This is a genomic window from Streptomyces sp. NPDC050997, from assembly GCF_040660135.1.
In the GTDB taxonomy this organism is placed as follows: Bacteria; Actinomycetota; Actinomycetes; order Streptomycetales; family Streptomycetaceae; genus Streptomyces.
On sequence record NZ_JBFAGK010000002.1, the window covers coordinates 211,639 to 230,930 of the forward strand.

At 67.9% G+C, this 19,292-nt stretch carries 19 protein-coding genes; 10 read left to right on the forward strand and 9 right to left on the reverse strand.

What is annotated here, in order from left to right; all coding sequences use genetic code 11:
* The 5 genes from AB0H86_RS04040 to trxA all read left to right on the forward strand — a co-directional run bounded on the left by AB0H86_RS04040 (position 1) and on the right by trxA (position 4,950).
* Positions 1-1,722 carry a protein kinase family protein gene (locus tag AB0H86_RS04040; protein ID WP_362432665.1) on the forward strand — a complete coding sequence of 574 codons (1,722 nt, stop codon included), beginning with the start codon at positions 1-3 and terminating at the stop codon, positions 1,720-1,722.
* Between the two features lie 26 nt (positions 1,723-1,748).
* Positions 1,749-2,474: an RNA polymerase sigma factor SigM gene (gene sigM, locus AB0H86_RS04045; RefSeq protein ID WP_362432667.1), complete on the forward strand. Its 726-nt coding sequence runs from the start codon at positions 1,749-1,751 to the stop codon at positions 2,472-2,474.
* Entirely contained in the window at positions 2,471-3,403 is a 933-nt protein-coding gene (locus tag AB0H86_RS04050) for a hypothetical protein (RefSeq protein ID WP_362432670.1), read from the forward strand. The genes sigM and AB0H86_RS04050 overlap by 4 nt, the downstream gene beginning before the upstream one ends.
* Before the next feature lie 204 nt (positions 3,404-3,607).
* Positions 3,608-4,576, forward strand: coding sequence for a thioredoxin-disulfide reductase (gene trxB / locus AB0H86_RS04055; protein WP_362432673.1), 969 nt, complete (start codon positions 3,608-3,610; stop codon positions 4,574-4,576).
* A gap of 41 nt (positions 4,577-4,617) precedes the next feature.
* Positions 4,618-4,950, forward strand: a complete 333-nt coding sequence (gene trxA / locus AB0H86_RS04060) for a thioredoxin (protein ID WP_362432675.1) — start codon at positions 4,618-4,620, stop codon at positions 4,948-4,950.
* Positions 4,951-5,002: 52 nt separating this feature from the next.
* Here trxA and AB0H86_RS04065 read toward each other — a convergent pair whose 3' ends face one another.
* The 9 genes from AB0H86_RS04065 to rpmH all read right to left on the reverse strand — a co-directional run bounded on the left by AB0H86_RS04065 (position 5,003) and on the right by rpmH (position 11,911).
* Positions 5,003-5,620, reverse strand: coding sequence for a GNAT family N-acetyltransferase (locus AB0H86_RS04065; protein ID WP_362432678.1), 618 nt, complete (start codon positions 5,618-5,620; stop codon positions 5,003-5,005).
* Between the two features lie 321 nt (positions 5,621-5,941).
* The gene (locus AB0H86_RS04070; protein WP_362432680.1) at positions 5,942-7,042 is read right to left on the reverse strand and encodes a ParB/RepB/Spo0J family partition protein; all 1,101 of its coding nucleotides are present in this window, start codon (positions 7,040-7,042) and stop codon (positions 5,942-5,944) included.
* On the reverse strand, positions 7,039-8,112 hold the full coding sequence (locus AB0H86_RS04075; protein ID WP_362433655.1) for a ParA family protein: 1,074 nt from the start codon (positions 8,110-8,112) through the stop codon (positions 7,039-7,041). Before AB0H86_RS04075 ends, AB0H86_RS04070 begins: the two co-directional genes overlap by 4 nt.
* A 286-nt stretch (positions 8,113-8,398) precedes the next feature.
* Positions 8,399-9,118, reverse strand: coding sequence for a 16S rRNA (guanine(527)-N(7))-methyltransferase RsmG (gene rsmG / locus AB0H86_RS04080; RefSeq protein ID WP_362432682.1), 720 nt, complete (start codon positions 9,116-9,118; stop codon positions 8,399-8,401).
* Between the two features lie 115 nt (positions 9,119-9,233).
* Positions 9,234-9,746 (reverse strand): R3H domain-containing nucleic acid-binding protein, encoded by a 513-nt coding sequence (locus AB0H86_RS04085; RefSeq protein WP_362432684.1) that lies wholly within the window; start codon positions 9,744-9,746, stop codon positions 9,234-9,236.
* 15 nt (positions 9,747-9,761) lie between these two features.
* A complete protein-coding gene (gene yidC / locus AB0H86_RS04090) occupies positions 9,762-11,027 on the reverse strand; it encodes a membrane protein insertase YidC (protein ID WP_362432687.1) in 1,266 nt (421 codons plus the stop codon).
* A 3-nt stretch (positions 11,028-11,030) separates the two neighbouring features.
* The gene (yidD, locus tag AB0H86_RS04095) at positions 11,031-11,384 is read right to left on the reverse strand and encodes a membrane protein insertion efficiency factor YidD (protein ID WP_362432689.1); all 354 of its coding nucleotides are present in this window, start codon (positions 11,382-11,384) and stop codon (positions 11,031-11,033) included.
* Complete coding sequence (rnpA, locus tag AB0H86_RS04100) at positions 11,381-11,752, reverse strand: ribonuclease P protein component (protein WP_362432691.1); 372 nt, start codon at positions 11,750-11,752, stop codon at positions 11,381-11,383. The genes yidD and rnpA overlap by 4 nt, the downstream gene beginning before the upstream one ends.
* A gap of 21 nt (positions 11,753-11,773) precedes the next feature.
* Positions 11,774-11,911: a 50S ribosomal protein L34 gene (gene rpmH / locus AB0H86_RS04105; protein ID WP_005482975.1), complete on the reverse strand. Its 138-nt coding sequence runs from the start codon at positions 11,909-11,911 to the stop codon at positions 11,774-11,776.
* Between the two features lie 372 nt (positions 11,912-12,283).
* Here rpmH and dnaA point away from each other — a divergent pair, with 372 nt between their 5' ends.
* The 5 genes from dnaA to AB0H86_RS04130 all read left to right on the forward strand — a co-directional run bounded on the left by dnaA (position 12,284) and on the right by AB0H86_RS04130 (position 19,045).
* Positions 12,284-14,278, forward strand: a complete 1,995-nt coding sequence (dnaA, locus tag AB0H86_RS04110) for a chromosomal replication initiator protein DnaA (protein ID WP_362432693.1) — start codon at positions 12,284-12,286, stop codon at positions 14,276-14,278.
* An 856-nt stretch (positions 14,279-15,134) separates the two neighbouring features.
* The gene (gene dnaN / locus AB0H86_RS04115; RefSeq protein WP_362432695.1) at positions 15,135-16,265 is read left to right on the forward strand and encodes a DNA polymerase III subunit beta; all 1,131 of its coding nucleotides are present in this window, start codon (positions 15,135-15,137) and stop codon (positions 16,263-16,265) included.
* 157 nt (positions 16,266-16,422) lie between these two features.
* A complete protein-coding gene (gene gnd, locus AB0H86_RS04120; RefSeq protein WP_362432697.1) occupies positions 16,423-17,298 on the forward strand; it encodes a phosphogluconate dehydrogenase (NAD(+)-dependent, decarboxylating) in 876 nt (291 codons plus the stop codon).
* Between the two features lie 53 nt (positions 17,299-17,351).
* Positions 17,352-18,473, forward strand: coding sequence for a DNA replication/repair protein RecF (recF, locus tag AB0H86_RS04125; protein WP_362432699.1), 1,122 nt, complete (start codon positions 17,352-17,354; stop codon positions 18,471-18,473).
* Entirely contained in the window at positions 18,470-19,045 is a 576-nt protein-coding gene (locus AB0H86_RS04130) for a DciA family protein (protein WP_362432702.1), read from the forward strand. The genes recF and AB0H86_RS04130 overlap by 4 nt, the downstream gene beginning before the upstream one ends.
* Positions 19,046-19,292 lie beyond the last annotated feature (247 nt).

Consider the following 19,292-nt stretch of genomic DNA (forward strand, 5'->3'; position numbering starts at 1 on the left):
GTGGCGGAACGGAGCACGGCTGCCGTCGACGTGGCAGACAACAGCGGCGACGAGCCGCTGACCGCCAAGGCGGACCAGTCCACGGCCGACGGGGTGGCCAAGAACCGGGAGCGGGACACGGAAGACGTCGAGGCACAGGGGAGCGGCGGGATCGAAAGTCCCGGGAAGGCCTCACCGCCGGAGATGCACAGCGGCCACAAGCTCGCCAGACGCTACCGCCTTGAGGAGTGCGTCACCCGTCTGGACGGGTTCAGCAGTTGGCGTGCCGTGGACGAGAAGCTGCGGCGTGCCGTCGGCGTCCATCTCTTGCCGGCGGACCACTCGCGGGCCCGTTCGGTGCTGGCCGCGGCCCGGTCCTCCGCGCTGCTGGGCGATCCGCGCTTCGTCCAAGTCCTCGACGCCGTCGAGGAGAACGACCTCGTCTACGTCGTCCACGAATGGCTGCCAGACGCCACCGAACTGACGACGCTGTTGGCCTCCGGCCCGCTGGAGGTGTACGACGCCTCCCAGATGGTCAGCCAGATCTCCTCGGCCATGTCCGCCGCCCACCGCGAGGGTCTGGCGCACCTGCGGCTGAACCCGAACGCCGTCCTGCGCACCTCGAGCGGCCAGTGGCGCATCCGCGGCCTCGCCGTGAACGCGGCACTGCGCGGCATCAATTCCGAGACCCCACAGCGCACCGACACGGAGGCGATCGGTGCCCTGCTGTACGCGGCGCTCACCCAGCGCTGGCCGTACGAGAGCGATGCCTACGGTCTGTCCGGCCTGCCCAAGGACATCGGTCTCATCGCCCCCGACCAGGTGCGCGCGGGTGTCCACCGCGGCCTGTCCGAGCTCTCCATGAGGGCACTCGCCAACGACGGCGCCACCGCCTCCCGCCACGAGTCCCCGTGCACCACGCCCGAGGAACTGGTCAAGGCGATCGCCGAGATGCCCCGCATCCGTCCGCCGGAGCCCACCTTCGCCGCCCCGCCGGACTACCAGCGCACGACGTACCAGCAGGGCACGTACGGCCGCCCGTCCGCGCACCCGGGTGCCGCGCAGCCGGCCCCCGCCCCGCCGCCCCCGCTGCAGACTCGTACCGGCAAGGCGTTGAAGTGGGCCGTCTCGGCCCTCCTCATCGCCGCGCTGGGGCTGGGCAGTTGGCAGCTGGCGGACGCGCTGATGGACCAGGGCAACAAGTCCGACGACACCGGCAACACGCAGACGACCGACGGGGACGACAAGAACAGCACCGCTCCCAAGCCGGTCAAGACACTGAGCATTGAGAACGCCAGCGAGTTCGTGGCGGAGGGCGACGCCCAGCACCCCGGCGACGTCGGCAAGACGTACGACGGCAACAGTTCGACGTACTGGAAGACGAGCACCTTCCTGCAGGGACCGACCCTCGAGCCCTACAAGCCGGGCGTGGGCATCGTCTACGACCTGGGGTCGGCGCAGGAGCTCTCGGGCGCCAGCATCGGGTTGCGCTACTCCGGCAATCACACGACGGCCAAGCTGTACGCTTCCGACTCGCTGACGCCGTCCTCGCTGGACTCGATGGACGAGATCGGCAGCGTCACCACGAACGGCACCACGGCCACGGTGAAGGTCACCAAGTCGGTGAAGACGCGGTACGTGCTCGTATGGCTCACCGCTGTGCCGCACTCAGCCGCGGATCCGAGCGCATACAGCGACGCCGGCTACAAGCAGGCCATTACCGACGTGAAGTTCACCGGCTGAGCAGTCGCCAAGGGGAAGGGGGTCCGATGGCAGATGACACCGCGTACGGCGACACGAGCGATCAGGACCTCCTGGCTCTCCACGTAGAAGGCGATCCCGAGGCGTTCGGCGAGATCGTGCGCCGGCACCGCGACCGGCTGTGGGCTGTCGCTCTGCGGACGCTGGGGGACCGCGAGGAGGCCGCTGACGCCGTCCAGGACGCCCTCGTGTCGGCGTACCGGGCCGCCCACACCTTCCGGGGCCAGTCGGCCGTCACGACCTGGCTGCACCGGATCACCGTGAACGCCTGTCTGGACCGTGCCCGCAAGGCGGCCTCCCGCAAGACGTCCCCCGTCGACGACACCGAGCGCCTGGAGCAGTTGCTGGAGCCGCACGAGTCGGCCTCGGCACCCGCGGAGCGCAATGATCTCCACCGTCAGCTGCTGGAGGCGCTCGGCACCCTTCCGCCCGACCAGGCGGCCGCGCTCGTCCTGGTGGACATGCAGGGCTACCCGGTCGCGGAAGCCGCCCGCCTGCTCGACGTGCCGACCGGGACGGTGAAGAGTCGCTGTGCCCGAGGCCGAGCCAGACTCCTGCCCCTCCTCACCCACCTACGGCCGGAAAGCACCGGTGACGGCAGACAAGCGGGCGCGGGGCGGAACCGGACGCAGGGGACATCCGTCCCACCCGCAGCGGGACCGCGTGAGGCGGGTCCCCCGGAGGCAGGGTCAAGCGATTCAGCTGCTGTGAAGGGCGGAGGTGGGCGAGCGTGACATCCACGACAGAGACGGCCGGGCACCCGGACGTCGCGGAAATCTCCGACCTCACCGAGGGCCTGCTCGAACCGTCGCGGACCGCGGACGTACGGCGGCATCTGGACGAGTGCGAACTCTGCGCGGACGTCTACGCCTCGCTGGAGGAGATCCGCGGACTGCTCGGAACCCTGCCGGGACCCTCGCGCATGCCCGCCGACGTCGCCAGTCGAATCGACGCCGCCCTCGCAGCGGAGGCCCTGTTGCACGCCACGGCGCCCGAGGCCGTGGACCCGCAGCCGCCGGCTGCCGCGACAATCCAGTCCGTCTCCACCACGGCCTCGGACGACAGCGCGCATGTTTCACGTGAAACGTCGGCGACACCCGACCGTCCCTCGGGCCACGCCCGTACCTCGACAACCGGGCCGGGGCGTAAGCGTAAGAAGGGCAATCGACGCAGGAGTGTCGTCCTGGGGGCCGTATTCACGGCCGCTGCCCTGGGATTCGGTTCCGCGCTGCTGTCCTCCATGAACGACGGCAAGCCGTCCGGTCCCGAGGCACGTGGGGAGCAGTCCACCTCTGCTGACACCTTCGCTGAGGGCAACCTGGAGAAGCAGGTCTCCGATCTGCTGGCCACCAATCGGAGCGGAGGAAGCGGGTCCCGCTCGCCGCACACCCTGGGCGCGGAGTCCGTCCCGGGCGACGGGCCCAAGATCCTGCAGGACCCCATCCCGGTCCCCGACTGCGTCCAGAAGGGCATCGGTCGCGGCGACTCGGCACTCGCGAGCGAGCCCGGGACCTACAAGGGAATGGACGCCCTGCTCGTGTTGCTCCCCGACGCGTCCGACACCTCCCGCGTGATGGCCTACATCATGGACACGGCCTGTGTGGCCGACCCGTCCGTCGGCAAGGCCGAGGTTCTGCTGAAGCAGTCCTACCCGCAGTCCTGAGCGCTCTCCAGAGCGAGTCCTGCACCCCGCCCCGTGAGCGCACGCTCCACCCTTCGTTTTGCGTGGTGTCCCGAGCGGTGTCGCGTCTGCGTGTGCCCGGACACAGCGGGAATGCGCGACCCTTAGGATCCGTTGGGTGGGGTGAGAGTTCCGAGAGGAACTCCCCCGGTTCTACGACGCTGTCCAGAGACGAGGAATCAAGCCGTGACCGACGTCCGTAACGTGATCATCATCGGCTCCGGGCCCGCCGGCTACACGGCGGCGCTCTACACCGCGCGCGCGTCGCTGAAGCCGCTGGTGTTCGAGGGCGCCGTCACCGCGGGTGGTGCGCTGATGAACACCACTGAGGTGGAGAACTTCCCGGGTTTCCAGGACGGCATCATGGGCCCCGAGCTCATGGACAACATGCGGGCCCAGGCCGAGCGCTTCGGCGCCGAGCTCCTCCCGGACGACGTCGTCGCCGTCGACCTGAGTGGTGAGATCAAGACCGTCACCGACACCGCCGGCACCGTCCACAAGGCCAAGGCCATCATCGTCACCACTGGTTCGCAGCACCGCAAGCTCGGTCTGCCGAACGAGGACGCCCTTTCGGGTCGCGGTGTCTCCTGGTGCGCCACCTGTGACGGCTTCTTCTTCAAGGACCAGGACATCGCCGTGATCGGCGGCGGCGACACCGCGATGGAGGAAGCCACCTTCCTCTCACGCTTCGCCAAGTCCGTGACGATCGTCCACCGCCGTGACACCCTGCGTGCCTCCAAGGCGATGCAGGAACGCGCCTTCGCCGACCCGAAGATCAAGTTCGTATGGGACAGCGAGGTCGCCGAGGTACAGGGCGACCAGAAGCTGGCAAGTCTGAAGCTGCGCAACCTCAAGACCGGCGAGCTCTCGGACCTCCCGGTGACCGGCCTGTTCATCGCAATCGGCCACGACCCGCGCACCGAACTCTTCAAGGGACAGCTGGAGCTGGACGAAGAGGGCTACCTGAAGGTAGAGGCGCCCTCCACGCGGACGAACCTGACCGGTGTCTTCGGCGCGGGCGATGTGGTCGACCACACCTACCGTCAGGCCATCACCGCAGCCGGCACCGGCTGCTCGGCCGCCCTCGACGCCGAGCGGTTCCTCGCCGCCCTCGCGGACGAGGAGAAGGCCGAGCCCGAGAAGACCTCCGTCTGACCCCCTACCCACCCCACGCACAACCAGTTAAGGAGCCCGCCGTGGCCGGCACCCTGAAGAATGTGACTGACGACTCCTTCGAGAGGGACGTCCTCAAGAGCGACAAGCCCGTGCTGGTGGACTTCTGGGCCGCCTGGTGCGGTCCGTGCCGCCAGATCGCGCCGTCCCTTGAGGCGATCGCCACCGAGTACGGTGACAAGATCGAGGTCGTCAAGCTGAACATCGACGAGAACCCGGGTACGGCCGCCAAGTACGGCGTCATGTCCATTCCGACGCTGAACGTCTACCAGGGTGGCGAGGTCGCCAAGACCATCGTCGGCGCCAAGCCGAAGGCCGCGATCGTCCGCGACCTCGAGGACTTCATCGCCGAGTGATGTTTCACGTGAAACGCGATGGGGCCGACCCGGAAGGGCCGGCCCCATCGCGTTAGAGCGGACGCAGTGCCGGTTCCTTCTGAACTGCCCCCAGTAGCCGGTCGAGCGCCATCTCCACGTCCTCCTTCCAGGAGAGCGTGGTCCGCAACTCCAGTCGCAGGCGCGGATATGTGGGATGCGGCCGGACGGTCTTGAAGCCCACCGCCAGAAGATGGTCAGCGGGCAACAGACAGCCCGGTTCCTTCCAGCGTGCGTCGCCGAACGCCTCGATGGCCTTGAAGCCCCGCCGCAACAGATCCTTGGCAACCGTCTGCACCATCACGCGCCCAAGCCCCTGCCCCTGATAGCCCGGCATGATGAACGCGGTCATCAGCTGCACCGCATCGGGCGAGACCGGGCTCGTGGGAAACGCCGTCGCGCGAGGGACATAGGCCGGAGGGGCGTAGAGCACGAAGCCCACCGGTACGTCGTCCACATACACGACTCTGCCGCAGGATCCCCAGTCCAACAGAACAGCGGAGATCCAGGCTTCCTTCTCCAGGGCGGGCGTTCCCGCCTTTACCGCGGCTTCGCCGCTGACTGGGTCCAACTCCCAGAAGACACACGCGCGACAGCGCCTGGGAAGGTCCTGAAGGTTGTCCAGCGTGAGCGGTACGAGCCGGCGGCCCATGAAGGCTGTTCCTCGCTTCCTTCGCCCGCCGCGTCGCGGGCGGCAGTCAGAGCGCTCCGTTCCCTGAGCAGGCTGCCGACGAAGCCGCCGACCGCGCCCAGCCCAAGGCCCGCGCTCACCAGTCCGGTGCGGCTCACCGTTCGCATTGCCCCTGCCCTCCCCTCAGAGGTGCTGCCGGGTGGATGCGCCATACCCGAACGCATCGTATCCACGATGCGATTCCACCGATACCGCCTGAAAGCAAAGGACGGGCCGTGTCCCGTACACATCGGACACAGCCCGCCCTGTCGACCGCTGAGAGGTCGTTCCGCGGCCGGAGGATCAGTCCTCCGTCTCCTCGGCGCCGCCGTCCAGAAGACTCTTCTGAAGAACCGGCCCCTCTCCGGGAGCAAGGCTGCTGATGATCCGCTCCAGGTCCTCCATGGAGGCGAACTCCACGGTGATCTTGCCCTTCTTCTGACCGAGATCGACCTTCACCCGTGTCTCGAAGCGATCCGAGAGGCGGGTCGCGAGGTCAGTGAGCGCCGGTGAGACCAGGGCACCGGCCCGAGGCCCCTTGGACCGCTGGGCCTTCTGTGGCCGCGAGCCCATCAGGGTCACGATCTCCTCGACGGCACGGACCGAGAGCCCCTCGGCAACGATCCGATGGGCCAGCCGGTCCTGCTCCTCCGAGTCTTCGACGGAGAGCAGCGCCCGGGCATGTCCCGCCGAAAGCACGCCGGCGGCCACCCGCTTCTGGACCGCCGACGAGAGCTTCAGCAGACGCAGAGTGTTGGAGACCTGCGGGCGGGAGCGACCGATGCGGTCCGCCAGCTGATCGTGCGTGCAGTGGAAGTCCTTCAGCAGTTGGTCGTAGGCGGCGGCCTCCTCCAGTGGGTTCAGCTGCGCCCGGTGCAGGTTCTCCAGGAGGGCATCCAGGAGAAGCTTTTCGTCGTCGGTGGCTCGTACGATCGCCGGGATCGCTTCCAGCCCCGCACCACGGCAGGCCCGCCAGCGCCGCTCGCCCATGATGAGCTCGTAGCGCGCGGGACCGATCTGCCGAACGACGACAGGCTGGAGGAGACCGACCTCCTGGATGGAGGTGACGAGTTCCTGGAGCGCGTCGTCGTCGAAGACCTCACGTGGCTGTCGCGGGTTCGGCGTGATGGAGTCGAGGGGGAGCTCCGCGAAGTGGGCGCCCACGGGAGCCGCCGGCATCTCCGTGTAACCGCTCGCCGACGGCTCCTCGGCTTCATGTGAAACAGGCGGCAGCGTGGCCACCTTCGCCGCGGCCACCCCACGGTCTGTGGTCAGTACGGGCACCGCTGCCGGGGACGTCGAAGCAGCGCCCCCTACCGCGGTCGGAGTCACCTGCTTCTCCGTCGGGGCAGCAGGGATCAGTGCGCCGAGACCACGGCCCAACCCCCTCCGTCGCTCACTCACTGGATCCCCTCCACCATATTCGGGTCACTCTGTGCGCCGATGTGCGCGTGTGTCGCGTCGTAGGAGACACCGACACCCCTCAGCGCGATTTCTCGTGCCGCCTCAAGATAAGACAGTGCACCACTCGATCCTGGATCGTAGGTCAGCACCGTCTGTCCATAGCTCGGCGCTTCGGAGATACGGACCGAGCGGGGAATGCTCGTCCGCAGCACCTCGTCGCCGAAGTGGGTGCGCACCTCGTCCGCTACCTGAGACGCGAGGCGCGTCCGGCCGTCGTACATGGTGAGCAGGATGGTCGACACATGCAGGGCGGGGTTGAGGTGCCCCCGCACCAGGTCGACGTTACGCAGCAGCTGACCCAAGCCCTCCAGTGCGTAGTACTCGCACTGGATCGGGATGAGTACCTCTTGGCCGGCGACCAGCGCGTTGACGGTCAGCAGGCCGAGCGAGGGCGGGCAGTCGATGAGGATGTAGTCCAACGGCTGCTCGTAAGCCTGGATCGCTCGCTGCAGCCGGCTCTCGCGGGCCACCAGTGACACCAGTTCGATCTCCGCACCGGCGAGATCGATGGTGGCGGGGGCGCAGAAGAGTCCCTCAACATCGGGGACCGGCTGAACGACTTCAGAGAGCGGCCTGCTGTCGACCAGCACGTCGTAGATGGAAGGGACTTCGGCATGGTGGTCGATACCCAGCGCCGTGGAGGCGTTGCCCTGCGGATCGAGGTCGACCACGAGCACACGGCCACCGTGCAGAGCCAGCGAAGCGGCAAGATTGACGGTCGTCGTCGTCTTGCCCACCCCACCCTTCTGGTTGGCGACCACCATGACCCTGGTCTGCTCAGGACGCGGCAGACCCTCGCCGGCACGACCCAGAGCCTCTACCGCCAATTGGGCAGCACGACCGATCGGAGTGTCGTCCATCGGAGGTGGTGTTTCACGTGAAACATCCTCCCCCATCGACTCGGTACGGGGACCGGGGACCGGATCGGTCATCGGTCCCGCGATGTTGGCGTCGGACCGCAACGATTCACTCTCCTCGACTTCAGGCTCGCAATGAACAGAGCCTCCCATGCCTTCGGGGTGGTGAACCAGTGAGGCCTGTTGTTCTGTGGAGAAATCCACCTCTGTGGACAACTCCATACCCTCTCGGAGTGAACCGAGGGGCTTCCGGTCGCGGGGTTCGGCCGCAGCCCGGCCCCGACTGATGATGCCGTGCAGCAGTGAGCGACGTTTCACGTGAAACACGATGCACAGCGAACAGGGCCCGAACTGTCGCGACACTCCGCATGCGTAGGTTTGGCAGCTTGTGTGGAGTACGTCTCACCGTCAGGACGGAGCGCGCCGGACCCTCGAGCGGTTACCCGCGACGTCGACGTGCCCGTCCCGTGCGGGCTGCTTTGGCTCGCTTGGCCGCGAACCGCACACCCCCCGGGCTCTCGCCGACCTCCACTCGCACCACCGTGGACAGCGGATCGACCACGCCCTCTCCGACATGCAGGATGGAGGTCTTGACGGCACCCAGCTTGCTCAGCGCCGTCGCCGAGCTCTTGAGCTCCTCCTCGGCGGTGTCGCCCTTGAGCGCGAGCATCTCCCCGTACGGCCGCAGCAGGGGAATGCCCCAGGTCGCCAGACGGTCCAGCGGGGCCACGGCCCGTGCCGTCACCACATGGACGGGCGTGATGGTGCCCATCACCTCTTCGGCCCGCCCGCGGACGACCGTCACATGGTCCAGTCCCAGCAGCTCGACGACCTCAGTCAGGAAGTTGGTACGCCGCAGCAGGGGCTCCAGCAGCGTGATCTTCAGGTCCTCCCGGACCAGCGCCAGTGGGATGCCGGGCAGACCGGCGCCCGAGCCGACATCGCACACCGTCACGCCCTCGGGTACGACCTCCGAAAGCACCGCGCAGTTCAACAGATGCCGCTCCCACAGGCGGGGCACCTCACGCGGCCCGATCAGACCGCGCTTCACACCCGCCTCAGCGAGCAGCTCCGCGTAGCGGACCGCGTCTACGAAGCGATCACCGAAGACCTCGCGCGCCTGCTCGGGCGCGGGGGGAAGCTCCGCTGCCTCCGTCACGGGGGACCGTCCTTCCGTACGGCACGGCGCCCGGGCGCCGACACCAGAACTATCAGGCTGACAAACTTCGGCCCCGCCTGCGCAACAGACGGGGCCGGAGGAACGTACGGACCGATCAGGCGGGAAGCACAACGACGAAGCGCTGTGGCTCCTCGCCCTCGGACTCGCTGCGCAGGCCGGCGGCCTTGACCGCGTCGTGCACGACCTTGCGCTCGAACGGCGTCATCGGCTTCATCTTCACAGGCTCGCCCGAGCTTCTGACCTCGGCGGCGGCCTTGGCACCCAGCTCGGACAGCTCTGCGCGCTTCTGGGCACGGTAGCCCGCGATGTCCAGCATCAGTCGGCTGCGGTCGCCGGTTTCCCGGTGCACGGCCAGGCGCGTGAGCTCCTGCAGGGCTTCCAGCACCTCGCCGTCCCGACCCACCAGCTTCTGCAGGTCACGGCCACTCGTGTCGCTGACGATCGAGACAGCGGCTCGGTCGGCCTCGACGTCCATGTCGATGTCGCCGTCGAGATCGGCGATGTCCAGCAGACCCTCGAGGTAGTCCGCCGCGATCTCGCCCTCCTGCTCCAGGCGGGTCAGGGTGTCTGCACCCTCGGCAGCAGCGGAGGTGGTGCCTTCCGTCACGGGATGGACTCCTTCTTACTTCTTGGACGGGGACTTGGGCCGCTGCGGGCCCTTGCGCTGTCCGGACTGGGCCTTGCTGCGGGTGCCCCCACCAGGCTTCTGCGGGGCGTTCTTGGCGGCGGGTTGGGCGTCCTCGGGCTCGTCGGACTTGCTCAGCGACGTGGTCTCGCCGGCTGCCTTCGCGGCTCCGGACTGGCGCTGGGACTTGCTCTGCCGCTTGGGCTGCTGCCTCTTGGGGGCGGCGGCGCTCGTCGACGTGCCGTCCTCGGCCTGGGCAGCCTCGGCCTGGCCCTCGCCCCTCACCACGGTGCCGTCCGCCTGGGCCGTGAGGCCCGCCTTGTTCAGGCCGTTGATGAACTTGCGCTCGAACTCGTTACGGTCGCGGCCCTTGGCCACGATGGCCTTGACGATGGCCTTCTCACCACGGCTGCGCGTCTTGCCGTGGTGAGTGACGTGCTTGTACAGACGCTCCAGGTACGAGGCCTGGGCCTTGGAACCCGGGGTGGGGTTGTTGTGGATGACGTACATCTGCTGGCCCATGGTCCACACGTTGGTGGTCAGCCAGTAGACGAGGACACCGACCGGGAAGTTGATGCCGAAGACGGCGAACATGACCGGGAAGACGTACATCAGCATCTTCTGCTGCTGCATGAACGGCGTCTTCACCGTGGTGTCGACGTTCTTCGTCATCAGCTGACGCTGCGTGTAGAACTGCGACGCCGACATCATGATGATCATGACCGCGGTCACGATGCGGACGGTGGTCAGCGACGCGTCGAGCGCGACGACGTCCGCGGAGCTGTCGGTGAATTTCGCGGCCAACGGGGCGCCGAAGATGTGCGCCTTCTGAGCGCTCTGCAGCAGGCTCGTGTTGATGACACCGATGGTCTCGTTGTTCGCGATGCCGTTGAGCACGTGGTACAGGGCGAAGAAGAACGGTGACTGCGCCAGGATGGGAAGGCACGAGGAGAGCGGGTTGGTGCCCGTCTCCTTGTACAGCTTCATCATCTCTTCGGACTGACGCTGCTTGTCGTTCTTGTAGCGCTCCTGGATCTTCTTCATCTCGGGCTGCAGCGTCTGCATGGCCCGGGTCGCCTTGATCTGCTTCACGAAGAGCGGGATCAGGCAGATGCGGATCAGGATCACCAGCGACACGATGGACAGGCCCCAGGCCCACCCCGTGTCAGGGCCGAAAATCGACCCGTACACCGTGTGGAACTGGACGATGACCCAGGAGACAGGTGTCGTGATGAAGCTGAAGAAGCTGGCAATCGTGTCCACTAATCATGCTCCTTGGGCATGGGACGGGGTCTCTGCGGCCGGGCTCGTAGGAGCCTGCCCCTCGGTGGCCGGTTCGGCGGAGGAGGGCCCGCCCTTGCGTGCACGCCAGGCGTTACGCAGCATTTCGTGCCACCGCGGACGCTTGCGCGGCGGGACATGGTCCACACCGCCCAGCGACCACGGATTGCATCGCAGGATGCGCCAGGCCGTGAGTGCCGTTCCCTTGACTGCACCGTGGCGGTCGATGGCCTGGTAGCCGTAGTGGGAGCACGACGGGTAGTACTTGCACACCGGCCCGAGCAACGGACTGATGGTCCACTGGTACAGCTTGATCAGCGCCAGCAGCGGGTACTTCATCGCGCGCCCCCTCCCAGCAGCCGCTCGATGGCGGCGTCCAGGTCTCGGGCCAGTTGTGCGTGGTCGGCGTCACCCGCGCCGGGCAACGCTCGTACGACTACCAGGCTACCGGGGGGCAGCAGGGCGACTCGATCGCGCATCAGATGACGAAGCCTGCGCTTCACCTTGTTACGCACCACCGCACCGCCCACGGCCTTGCTGACAACGAAACCCGCACGCGTTGGGGAAGCGCTCTCCCCAGGCGCGTGCGGGTCCGTGGCACCGCTACGAAAGTGGACAACGAGAGTCGGGCGTCCAGCCCGACGGCCCCGTCGTACCGCGGTCGCGAAGTCCTCGCGCCGCCTCAGCCGATGCTCGGTAGGCAGCACGACGTCATGACCTGATCGGGATCAGGCGGACAGGCTGGCGCGACCCTTGCTGCGGCGGTTCGCAAGAATCGCGCGGCCGGCACGGGTGCGCATCCGCAGGCGGAAGCCGTGGGTCTTGGCGCGACGACGGTTGTTCGGCTGGAAGGTGCGCTTGCTCACTCGAGGGCTCCAGAGATAAATCGGGGTTTTCGGGGTGCCGTCCTGGCTGTCACCGTGCGCCCACGAGTAGCTCGCGTTACGCCCGAGTGCACCGCTGACCGATCACCCAAATGATCTGTGCCCATCGGAGGCAGGCGGCAGCAGCCATCGACAACTCGACCTGGTTACGGTACGCGCGGCTACGCCATCCGGTCAAACCAGGGGTCACCGGGAGACACTATCCACAGCCTGGGGACAACAACTTGAACCGTACCCGTCGCCCTGACTACCGTGGCTGAACTCTGATTCGTTCCCTTGCACCTGCCCCGCCCCATTTGAATCCCGACCCGTCCCGAACCACACGTTCGTGGGACCCATGAGAGAGCGTGCCCTGTGGCTGATGTACCTGCCGATCTTGCCGCAGTGTGGCCACGAGTACTGGAGCAACTTCTCGGTGACGGAAGAGGGCAGGGTGTCGAGACCAAGGACGAACACTGGATCCGGCGCTGCCAGCCCCTGGCTCTGGTGGCGGACACCGCCCTGCTCGCCGTGCCGAACGAATTTGCGAAAGGCGTGCTCGAAGGACGCCTCGCGCCGGTTGTCAGTGAAACGCTGAGCCGCGAGTGCGGTCGCCCGATCCGGATCGCGATCACCGTCGACGACTCGGCGGGCGAGCCCGCGCCCACACCGGCGGCGCCGGGCCGGCCTCCGTCACGCTACGAGGAGCCTGAGCTCCCTCCCGCCCAGTACGAGGGGGGATACGGCCGCCACCGCGCCGACGACCACATGCCGGGCCGCTCCGAGCAGCGGCCCGGGCCTCAGGGCGACCGCGACCACCCGTCCCACCCGTCCCACCCGTCCCACCCTTCTCGGCCGGACCAGCTCCCGACCGCCCGCCCCGCCTACCCCTCCGAGTACCAGCGCCCGGAGCCCGGCTCCTGGCCGCGTCCGCCGCAGGACGAGTACAGCTGGCAGCAGCAGCGGCTCGGCTTTCCGGAACGTGACCCGTACGCGTCGCCTCCGCAGGACTCCTATGGGCCCCCGCAACAGGACCCTTATCGACCCCCGTCGCAGGATTCCTACGGCCAGGACTACCGTCAGCAGCCGACGGAGCGCTCCGCGTACGACGGGCAGCGTCCGGACTACGACCAGCGCCCTGACTACGACAAGCGGTCGGAGTACGACCAATCGCGCGGCGACTACGACCCACGCGACGGCCGCCGGGACCGGCCAGACGGCCCGTCCGGCTCCGGACGCGTCCACCGGGGCGGCCCGGTCGGTTCCTCGCTGCCCGCCAACGGCGCCCCCGGCCCGCTGGCCGCGCAGCCCGCGCCGGCGACCGGCCCCGGTGAGCCGACCGCGCGCCTGAATCCGAAGTACCTCTTCGACACGTTCGTCATCGGCGCGTCCAACCGCTTCGCCCACGCGGCCGCGGTGGCCGTCGCCGAGGCGCCGGCGAAGGCGTACAACCCGCTCTTCATCTACGGGGAGTCAGGTCTCGGCAAGACGCACCTGCTGCACGCCATCGGGCACTACGCGCGCAGCCTCTACCCGGGCACCCGCGTGCGCTATGTGAGCTCGGAGGAGTTCACCAACGAGTTCATCAACTCGATCCGCGACGGCAAGGGCGACAGCTTCCGCAAGCGCTACCGCGAGATGGACATCCTGCTGGTCGACGACATCCAGTTCCTGGCGGACAAGGAGTCGACGCAGGAGGAGTTCTTCCACACCTTCAACACGCTCCACAACGCCAACAAGCAGATCGTGCTGTCCAGCGACCGGCCGCCCAAGCAGCTGGTGACCCTGGAGGACAGGCTGCGGAACCGTTTCGAGTGGGGCCTGATCACCGACGTCCAGCCGCCCGAGCTGGAGACGCGCATCGCGATCCTGCGCAAGAAGGCGGTGCAGGAGCAGCTCAACGCCCCGCCGGAGGTACTGGAATTCATCGCCTCGCGGATCTCGCGCAACATCCGCGAGCTGGAGGGCGCGCTGATCCGGGTGACGGCGTTCGCGTCGCTCAACCGGCAGCCGGTGGACCTGGGCCTGACCGAGATCGTCCTGAAGGACCTGATCCCCGGCGGCGAGGACTCGGCCCCCGAGATCACGTCCACGGCCATCATGAGCGCGACGGCCGACTACTTCGGACTCACGGTCGAGGACCTGTGCGGCACCTCGCGCGGCCGCGCGCTCGTCACAGCCCGCCAGATCGCCATGTACCTGTGCCGAGAGCTCACGGACCTCTCCCTGCCGAAGATCGGCGCGCTGTTCGGTGGCCGGGACCACACGACCGTCATGCACGCGGACCGCAAGATCCGCAATCTGATGGCCGAGCGACGCTCCATCTACAACCAGGTCACCGAGCTGACGAACCGCATCAAGAACGGCTGACGGCCGCAGATACCCGTCGCTGAGGGCGTCCCCGGAGGAGTTGCGGGGGCGCCCTTCTTCATGCGGCGCTTGCCCTCTGTTCGATTACCTGCGGGGTTACGGCCTCTCTCCACAGATTTGGCTACTTTTTCGCGTCCACACCCTGGGGACTGGGAAGTTGTCCAGATCGTGTCCACAGCCTCAACTGGTGAAAGACCATCAGGCCAGGTCAGGTACTTGTGGATTGGTGGACGAACGATCTCCACAGGCTGTGGACAGAGCGGTGATCCACAGCCTGTGCATCGAGTTGTCCACTGCCGACCCACAGGCTGAGGGCGGTTGTCCCCAGCGATCTCCGGCTTCTCCACATGACTGTCCACTGTTCGGCAACGCGACGCGCCTGATCACCGAGTCGAGTGAAAGGCGTCACACGAAGGTGCCGGGCCGGGCTGTGGGAAAGCCGGGTAAAGCTGGGGACGACGCTGGGGAGAACTTGCCTCAGTCTGTGCATGGGGTGTGCAGAACTTTCCGTTCTCCACAGACAGGCCCAGTTGTCCACCGTCTCCGCCCACAGGGCCCGTGGACAAAATTTCCGGGCTGACCTGCGAAAACGAGGTTATCCACGGTATCCACAGCCCCTACTACTACTCCCAACTAGAGAGAGCTAGGAATCCGTTTCGAAGGGGGTCCTGTGCACAACTTGCTCTCCGGCCCCCGACTGCCCCTCGTCACGACTTGACCCGAGAGGCACCTACTGTCAGTGCCGTGCGTCAGACTGTTCCCCGGTGACTTCCCCCTCACAGGGACCGACGACACCACGACAGACGACGAAGCCAGGCAGGCCGAGAAGCGCCGGCAACAGCAGGAGGCGGCAACAGTGAAGATCCGGGTGGAACGCGACGTACTCGCGGAGGCAGTGGCCTGGGCAGCTCGCAGCCTCCCGGCCCGTCCGCCGGCGCCTGTCCTCGCCGGCCTTCTGCTGAAGGCCGAGGACGGCCAGCTGAGCCTGTCCAGCTTCGACTACGAGGTCTCGGCGCGGGTCTCCGTGGAGGCGGAGGTCGACGAGGAGGGCACGGTCCTGGTCTCGGGCCGACTGCTCGCCGACATCTCCCGCGCCCTCCCCAACCGCCCGGTGGAGATTTCCACAGACGGTGTACGGGCGACGGTGGTCTGTGGCTCCTCGCGATTCACACTCCACACCCTGCCGGTGGAGGAGTACCCGGCCCTGCCGCAGATGCCGAACGCCACGGGCACGGTCCCTGGTGAGGTTTTCGCCGCCGCCGCCGCCCAGGTCGCCATCGCCGCCGGACGCGACGACACGCTGCCCGTCCTCACCGGCGTGCGCATCGAGATCGAGGGCGACACCGTCACGCTGGCCTCCACCGACCGCTACCGCTTCGCCGTCCGTGAGTTCCTGTGGAAGCCGGAGAACCCGGAGGCGTCCGCGGTGGCCCTGGTGCCCGCCAAGACGCTCCTGGACACCGCCAAGGCCCTCACGAGCGGCGACAGCGTCATCCTGGCGCTCTCCGGTTCGGGTGCGGGCGAGGGCCTGATCGGTTTCGAGGGTGCAGGGCGTCGTACGACGACCCGCCTCCTGGAGGGCGACCTCCCGAAGTACCGTTCGCTGTTCCCGACAGAGTTCAACTCCATCGCCGTGATCGAGACCGCCCCCTTCGTGGAGGCCGTCAAGCGCGTCGCCCTGGTCGCCGAACGAAACACGCCGGTGCGACTCAGCTTCGAGCAGGGCGTGCTGATCCTGGAGGCGGGCTCCAGCGACGACGCACAGGCTGTGGAGCGAGTCGACGCACAGCTGGAGGGCGACGACGTCTCGATCGCCTTCAACCCGACCTTCCTGCTGGACGGCCTGAGCGCCATCGACTCCCCGGTGGCCCAGCTGTCCTTCACGACGTCCACGAAGCCCGCGCTGCTGAGCGGCAAGCCCGCGCTGGACGCCGAGGCGGATGAGGCCTACAAGTACCTGATCATGCCGGTGCGCCTGAGCGGCTGATCACGCCCGTCGGAGAACCCGCAGGTCGGGGCATACGTTTGAGCGCGTATGCCCACAGATGTGAGCGAGCGTCCGGGTCTAGGCTCGGACGCAGGTACGAAAGTGCCGCGGCACGCATGTGCCGTCACGCCACCTCGCAAAACCTAAGGAACAACTGATGGAGCTCGGTCTCGTCGGCCTCGGCAAGATGGGCGGCAACATGCGCGAGCGGATACGCCGCGCAGGCCACACCGTCATCGGATACGACCGCAACCCGGACCTCGCCGATGTCCACAGCCTTCAAGAGCTTGTGGGCAAGCTCGAGGGCCCGCGCGTGATCTGGGTGATGGTCCCGGCCGGTGGCCCGACCCAGTCGACCGTCGACGAGCTCGCCGAGCTACTGGAGCCGGGTGATGTCCTCGTGGACGGCGGGAACTCCCGCTGGACGGATGACGAGAGGCATGCCGAGGAGCTGGCGGCCAAGGGTATCGGCTTCGTCGACTGCGGCGTCTCCGGCGGCGTCTGGGGGCTGGAGAACGGCTACGCGCTGATGTACGGCGGTGACGCGGAGAACGTCGCCAAGGTGCAGCCGATCTTCGACGCGCTGAAGCCCGAGGGCGACGTCGGCGCGGTGCACGCCGGCAAGGTCGGCGCGGGCCACTTCGCGAAGATGGTCCATAACGGCATCGAGTACGCGATGATGCAGGCCTACGCCGAGGGCTGGGAACTGCTGGAGAAGGTCGACTCCGTGACCGACGTCCGGGAGGTCTTCCGCTCCTGGCAGGAGGGCACGGTCATCCGTTCCTGGCTGCTGGACCTCGCGGTGAACGCCCTTGACAAGGACGAACACCTGGGCGGGCTGAAGGGTTTTGCACAGGACTCCGGCGAGGGACGCTGGACTGTGGAAGCAGCCATCGACAACGCCGTGCCGCTGCCCGCGATCACGGCCTCCCTCTTCGCGCGGTTCTCGTCGCGCCAGGAGGACTCTCCGCAGATGAAGATGATCGCCGCGCTGCGCAATCAGTTCGGTGGCCACGCGGTCGAGAAGAAGTAATCCACAGGGCTGCTCAGCGGTCCACAAACCCTGGGGGAGGTCGGCGAACGACCATGCACGTCACGCATCTGTCGCTGGCCGACTTCCGCTCGTACACCCGGGTCGAGGTCGCGCTCGACCCGGGCGTCACCGCCTTCGTCGGCCCGAACGGGCAGGGCAAGACGAACCTGGTCGAGGCGGTGGGCTACCTCGCCTCCCTCGGCAGCCACCGCGTCTCCTCCGACGCCCCCCTGGTCCGCATGGGCGCCGACCGCGCGGTCATCCGGGCGCAGGTCAAGCAGGGCGAGCGGCAGCAACTGGTCGAGCTGGAGCTGAACCCCGGCAAGGCCAACCGGGCCCGCATCAACAGGTCCTCGCAGGTCAGGCCGCGGGACGTGCTCGGGATCGTACGGACCGTCCTGTTCGCGCCCGAGGACCTCGCCCTGGTGAAGGGCGACCCCGGGGAGCGGCGCCGTTTTCTCGACGACTTGATCACCGCCCGTTCTCCGCGGATAGCCGGCGTCCGCTCCGACTACGAGCGGGTCCTCAAACAGCGCAACACCCTGCTGAAGTCGGCCGCGCTCGCCCGGCGGCACGGTGGTCGCTCCATGGACCTGTCCACGCTCGAGGTCTGGGACCAGCACCTCGCGCGCGTGGGCGCCGAACTGCTCGCCCAGCGTCTTGACCTGATCGCCGCGATCCAGCCGCTCGCCGACAAGGCGTACGAACAGCTGGCCCCCGGCGGCGGCCCGGTGGCCCTCGACTACAAGCCGTCCGCGCCGGGCGAGGCGCACACCCGGGAGGACCTCTACGAGCAGCTGATGGCCGCGCTCGCCGAGGCCCGCAAGCAGGAGATCGAGCGGGGCGTCACCCTCGTGGGGCCGCACCGGGACGATCTGCTGCTCAAACTCGGTCAGCTGCCGGCCAAGGGGTACGCCTCCCACGGTGAGTCGTGGTCCTACGCGCTGGCGCTGCGCCTGGCGTCGTACGACCTCCTGAGGTCCGAGGGAAACGAGCCGGTGCTGGTCCTCGACGACGTCTTCGCCGAGCTGGACACCCGTCGCCGCGAACGTCTGGCGGAACTGGTCGCGCCGGGCGAGCAGGTCCTGGTGACGGCCGCGGTCGACGACGACGTGCCGCATGTACTGGCGGGGACGCGGTTCTCCGTGTCGGACGGGGCGGTGGAGCGCGTATGAGCACGGACGAGCCCGTGCCCCGGCCCGCACGCCCCTCGGCCGAGGCCCCCAGCGAGAGCGAGGCCAAGGCGCCCGAACCCTCCGGTGTCGACCTCGCGCGCGTGGCGCTCAGGGCGGCGAAGGAGCAGGCACGCGCGCGTGGGGACGCGGCACAGCAGAAGAAACAGGCACGGCGGAGCGGGCTGCGTTCCGGCGCCCGCGCCGATCGGCGCGACCCCATGGCGTTCGGTGCCGCCATCAACCGGCTGATCACCGAGCGCGGTTGGGAGACTCCGGCCGCGATGGGCGGCGTGATGGGCCGCTGGCCGCAGATCGTCGGCGAGGACGTCGCCAAGCACTGCGTGCCGGAGAAGTACGACGAGGACGAGCGGATCCTCGTCGTGCGCTGTGACTCCACGGCCTGGGCGACGAACCTGCGCCTGCTCGCCCCGACGCTGGTCGCCCGCCTCAACGAGGATCTCGGCCATGGCGCGGTGAAGTTGATCAAGGTGAACGGTCCCGGTGGTGCCCCCCGCCGCTACGGCCCGCTGCGCGCCCCCGGCAGCACCGGTCCCGGCGACACCTACGGGTGACCTGCCTCACATCTGCGGTGATCGGCGGCGCCGTCGGAGAGCCCGTCGCGCAACCGGACGCGGTTGCGCACATCGACCTGACTCCCAAGTAGCAAAGGGTTGACAGCCGAAAGCGCTGAGTGCCGCTGTGAGCCTCTTGGAGCCCCGCTCCGTATATGGGGACCCGGCAGATGCCGGTTCAGGGCGCCACATGAGGACTCAGGTACCGGCAAACCCCCATCACTGTCGGCGCTACCGGTAGACTGGA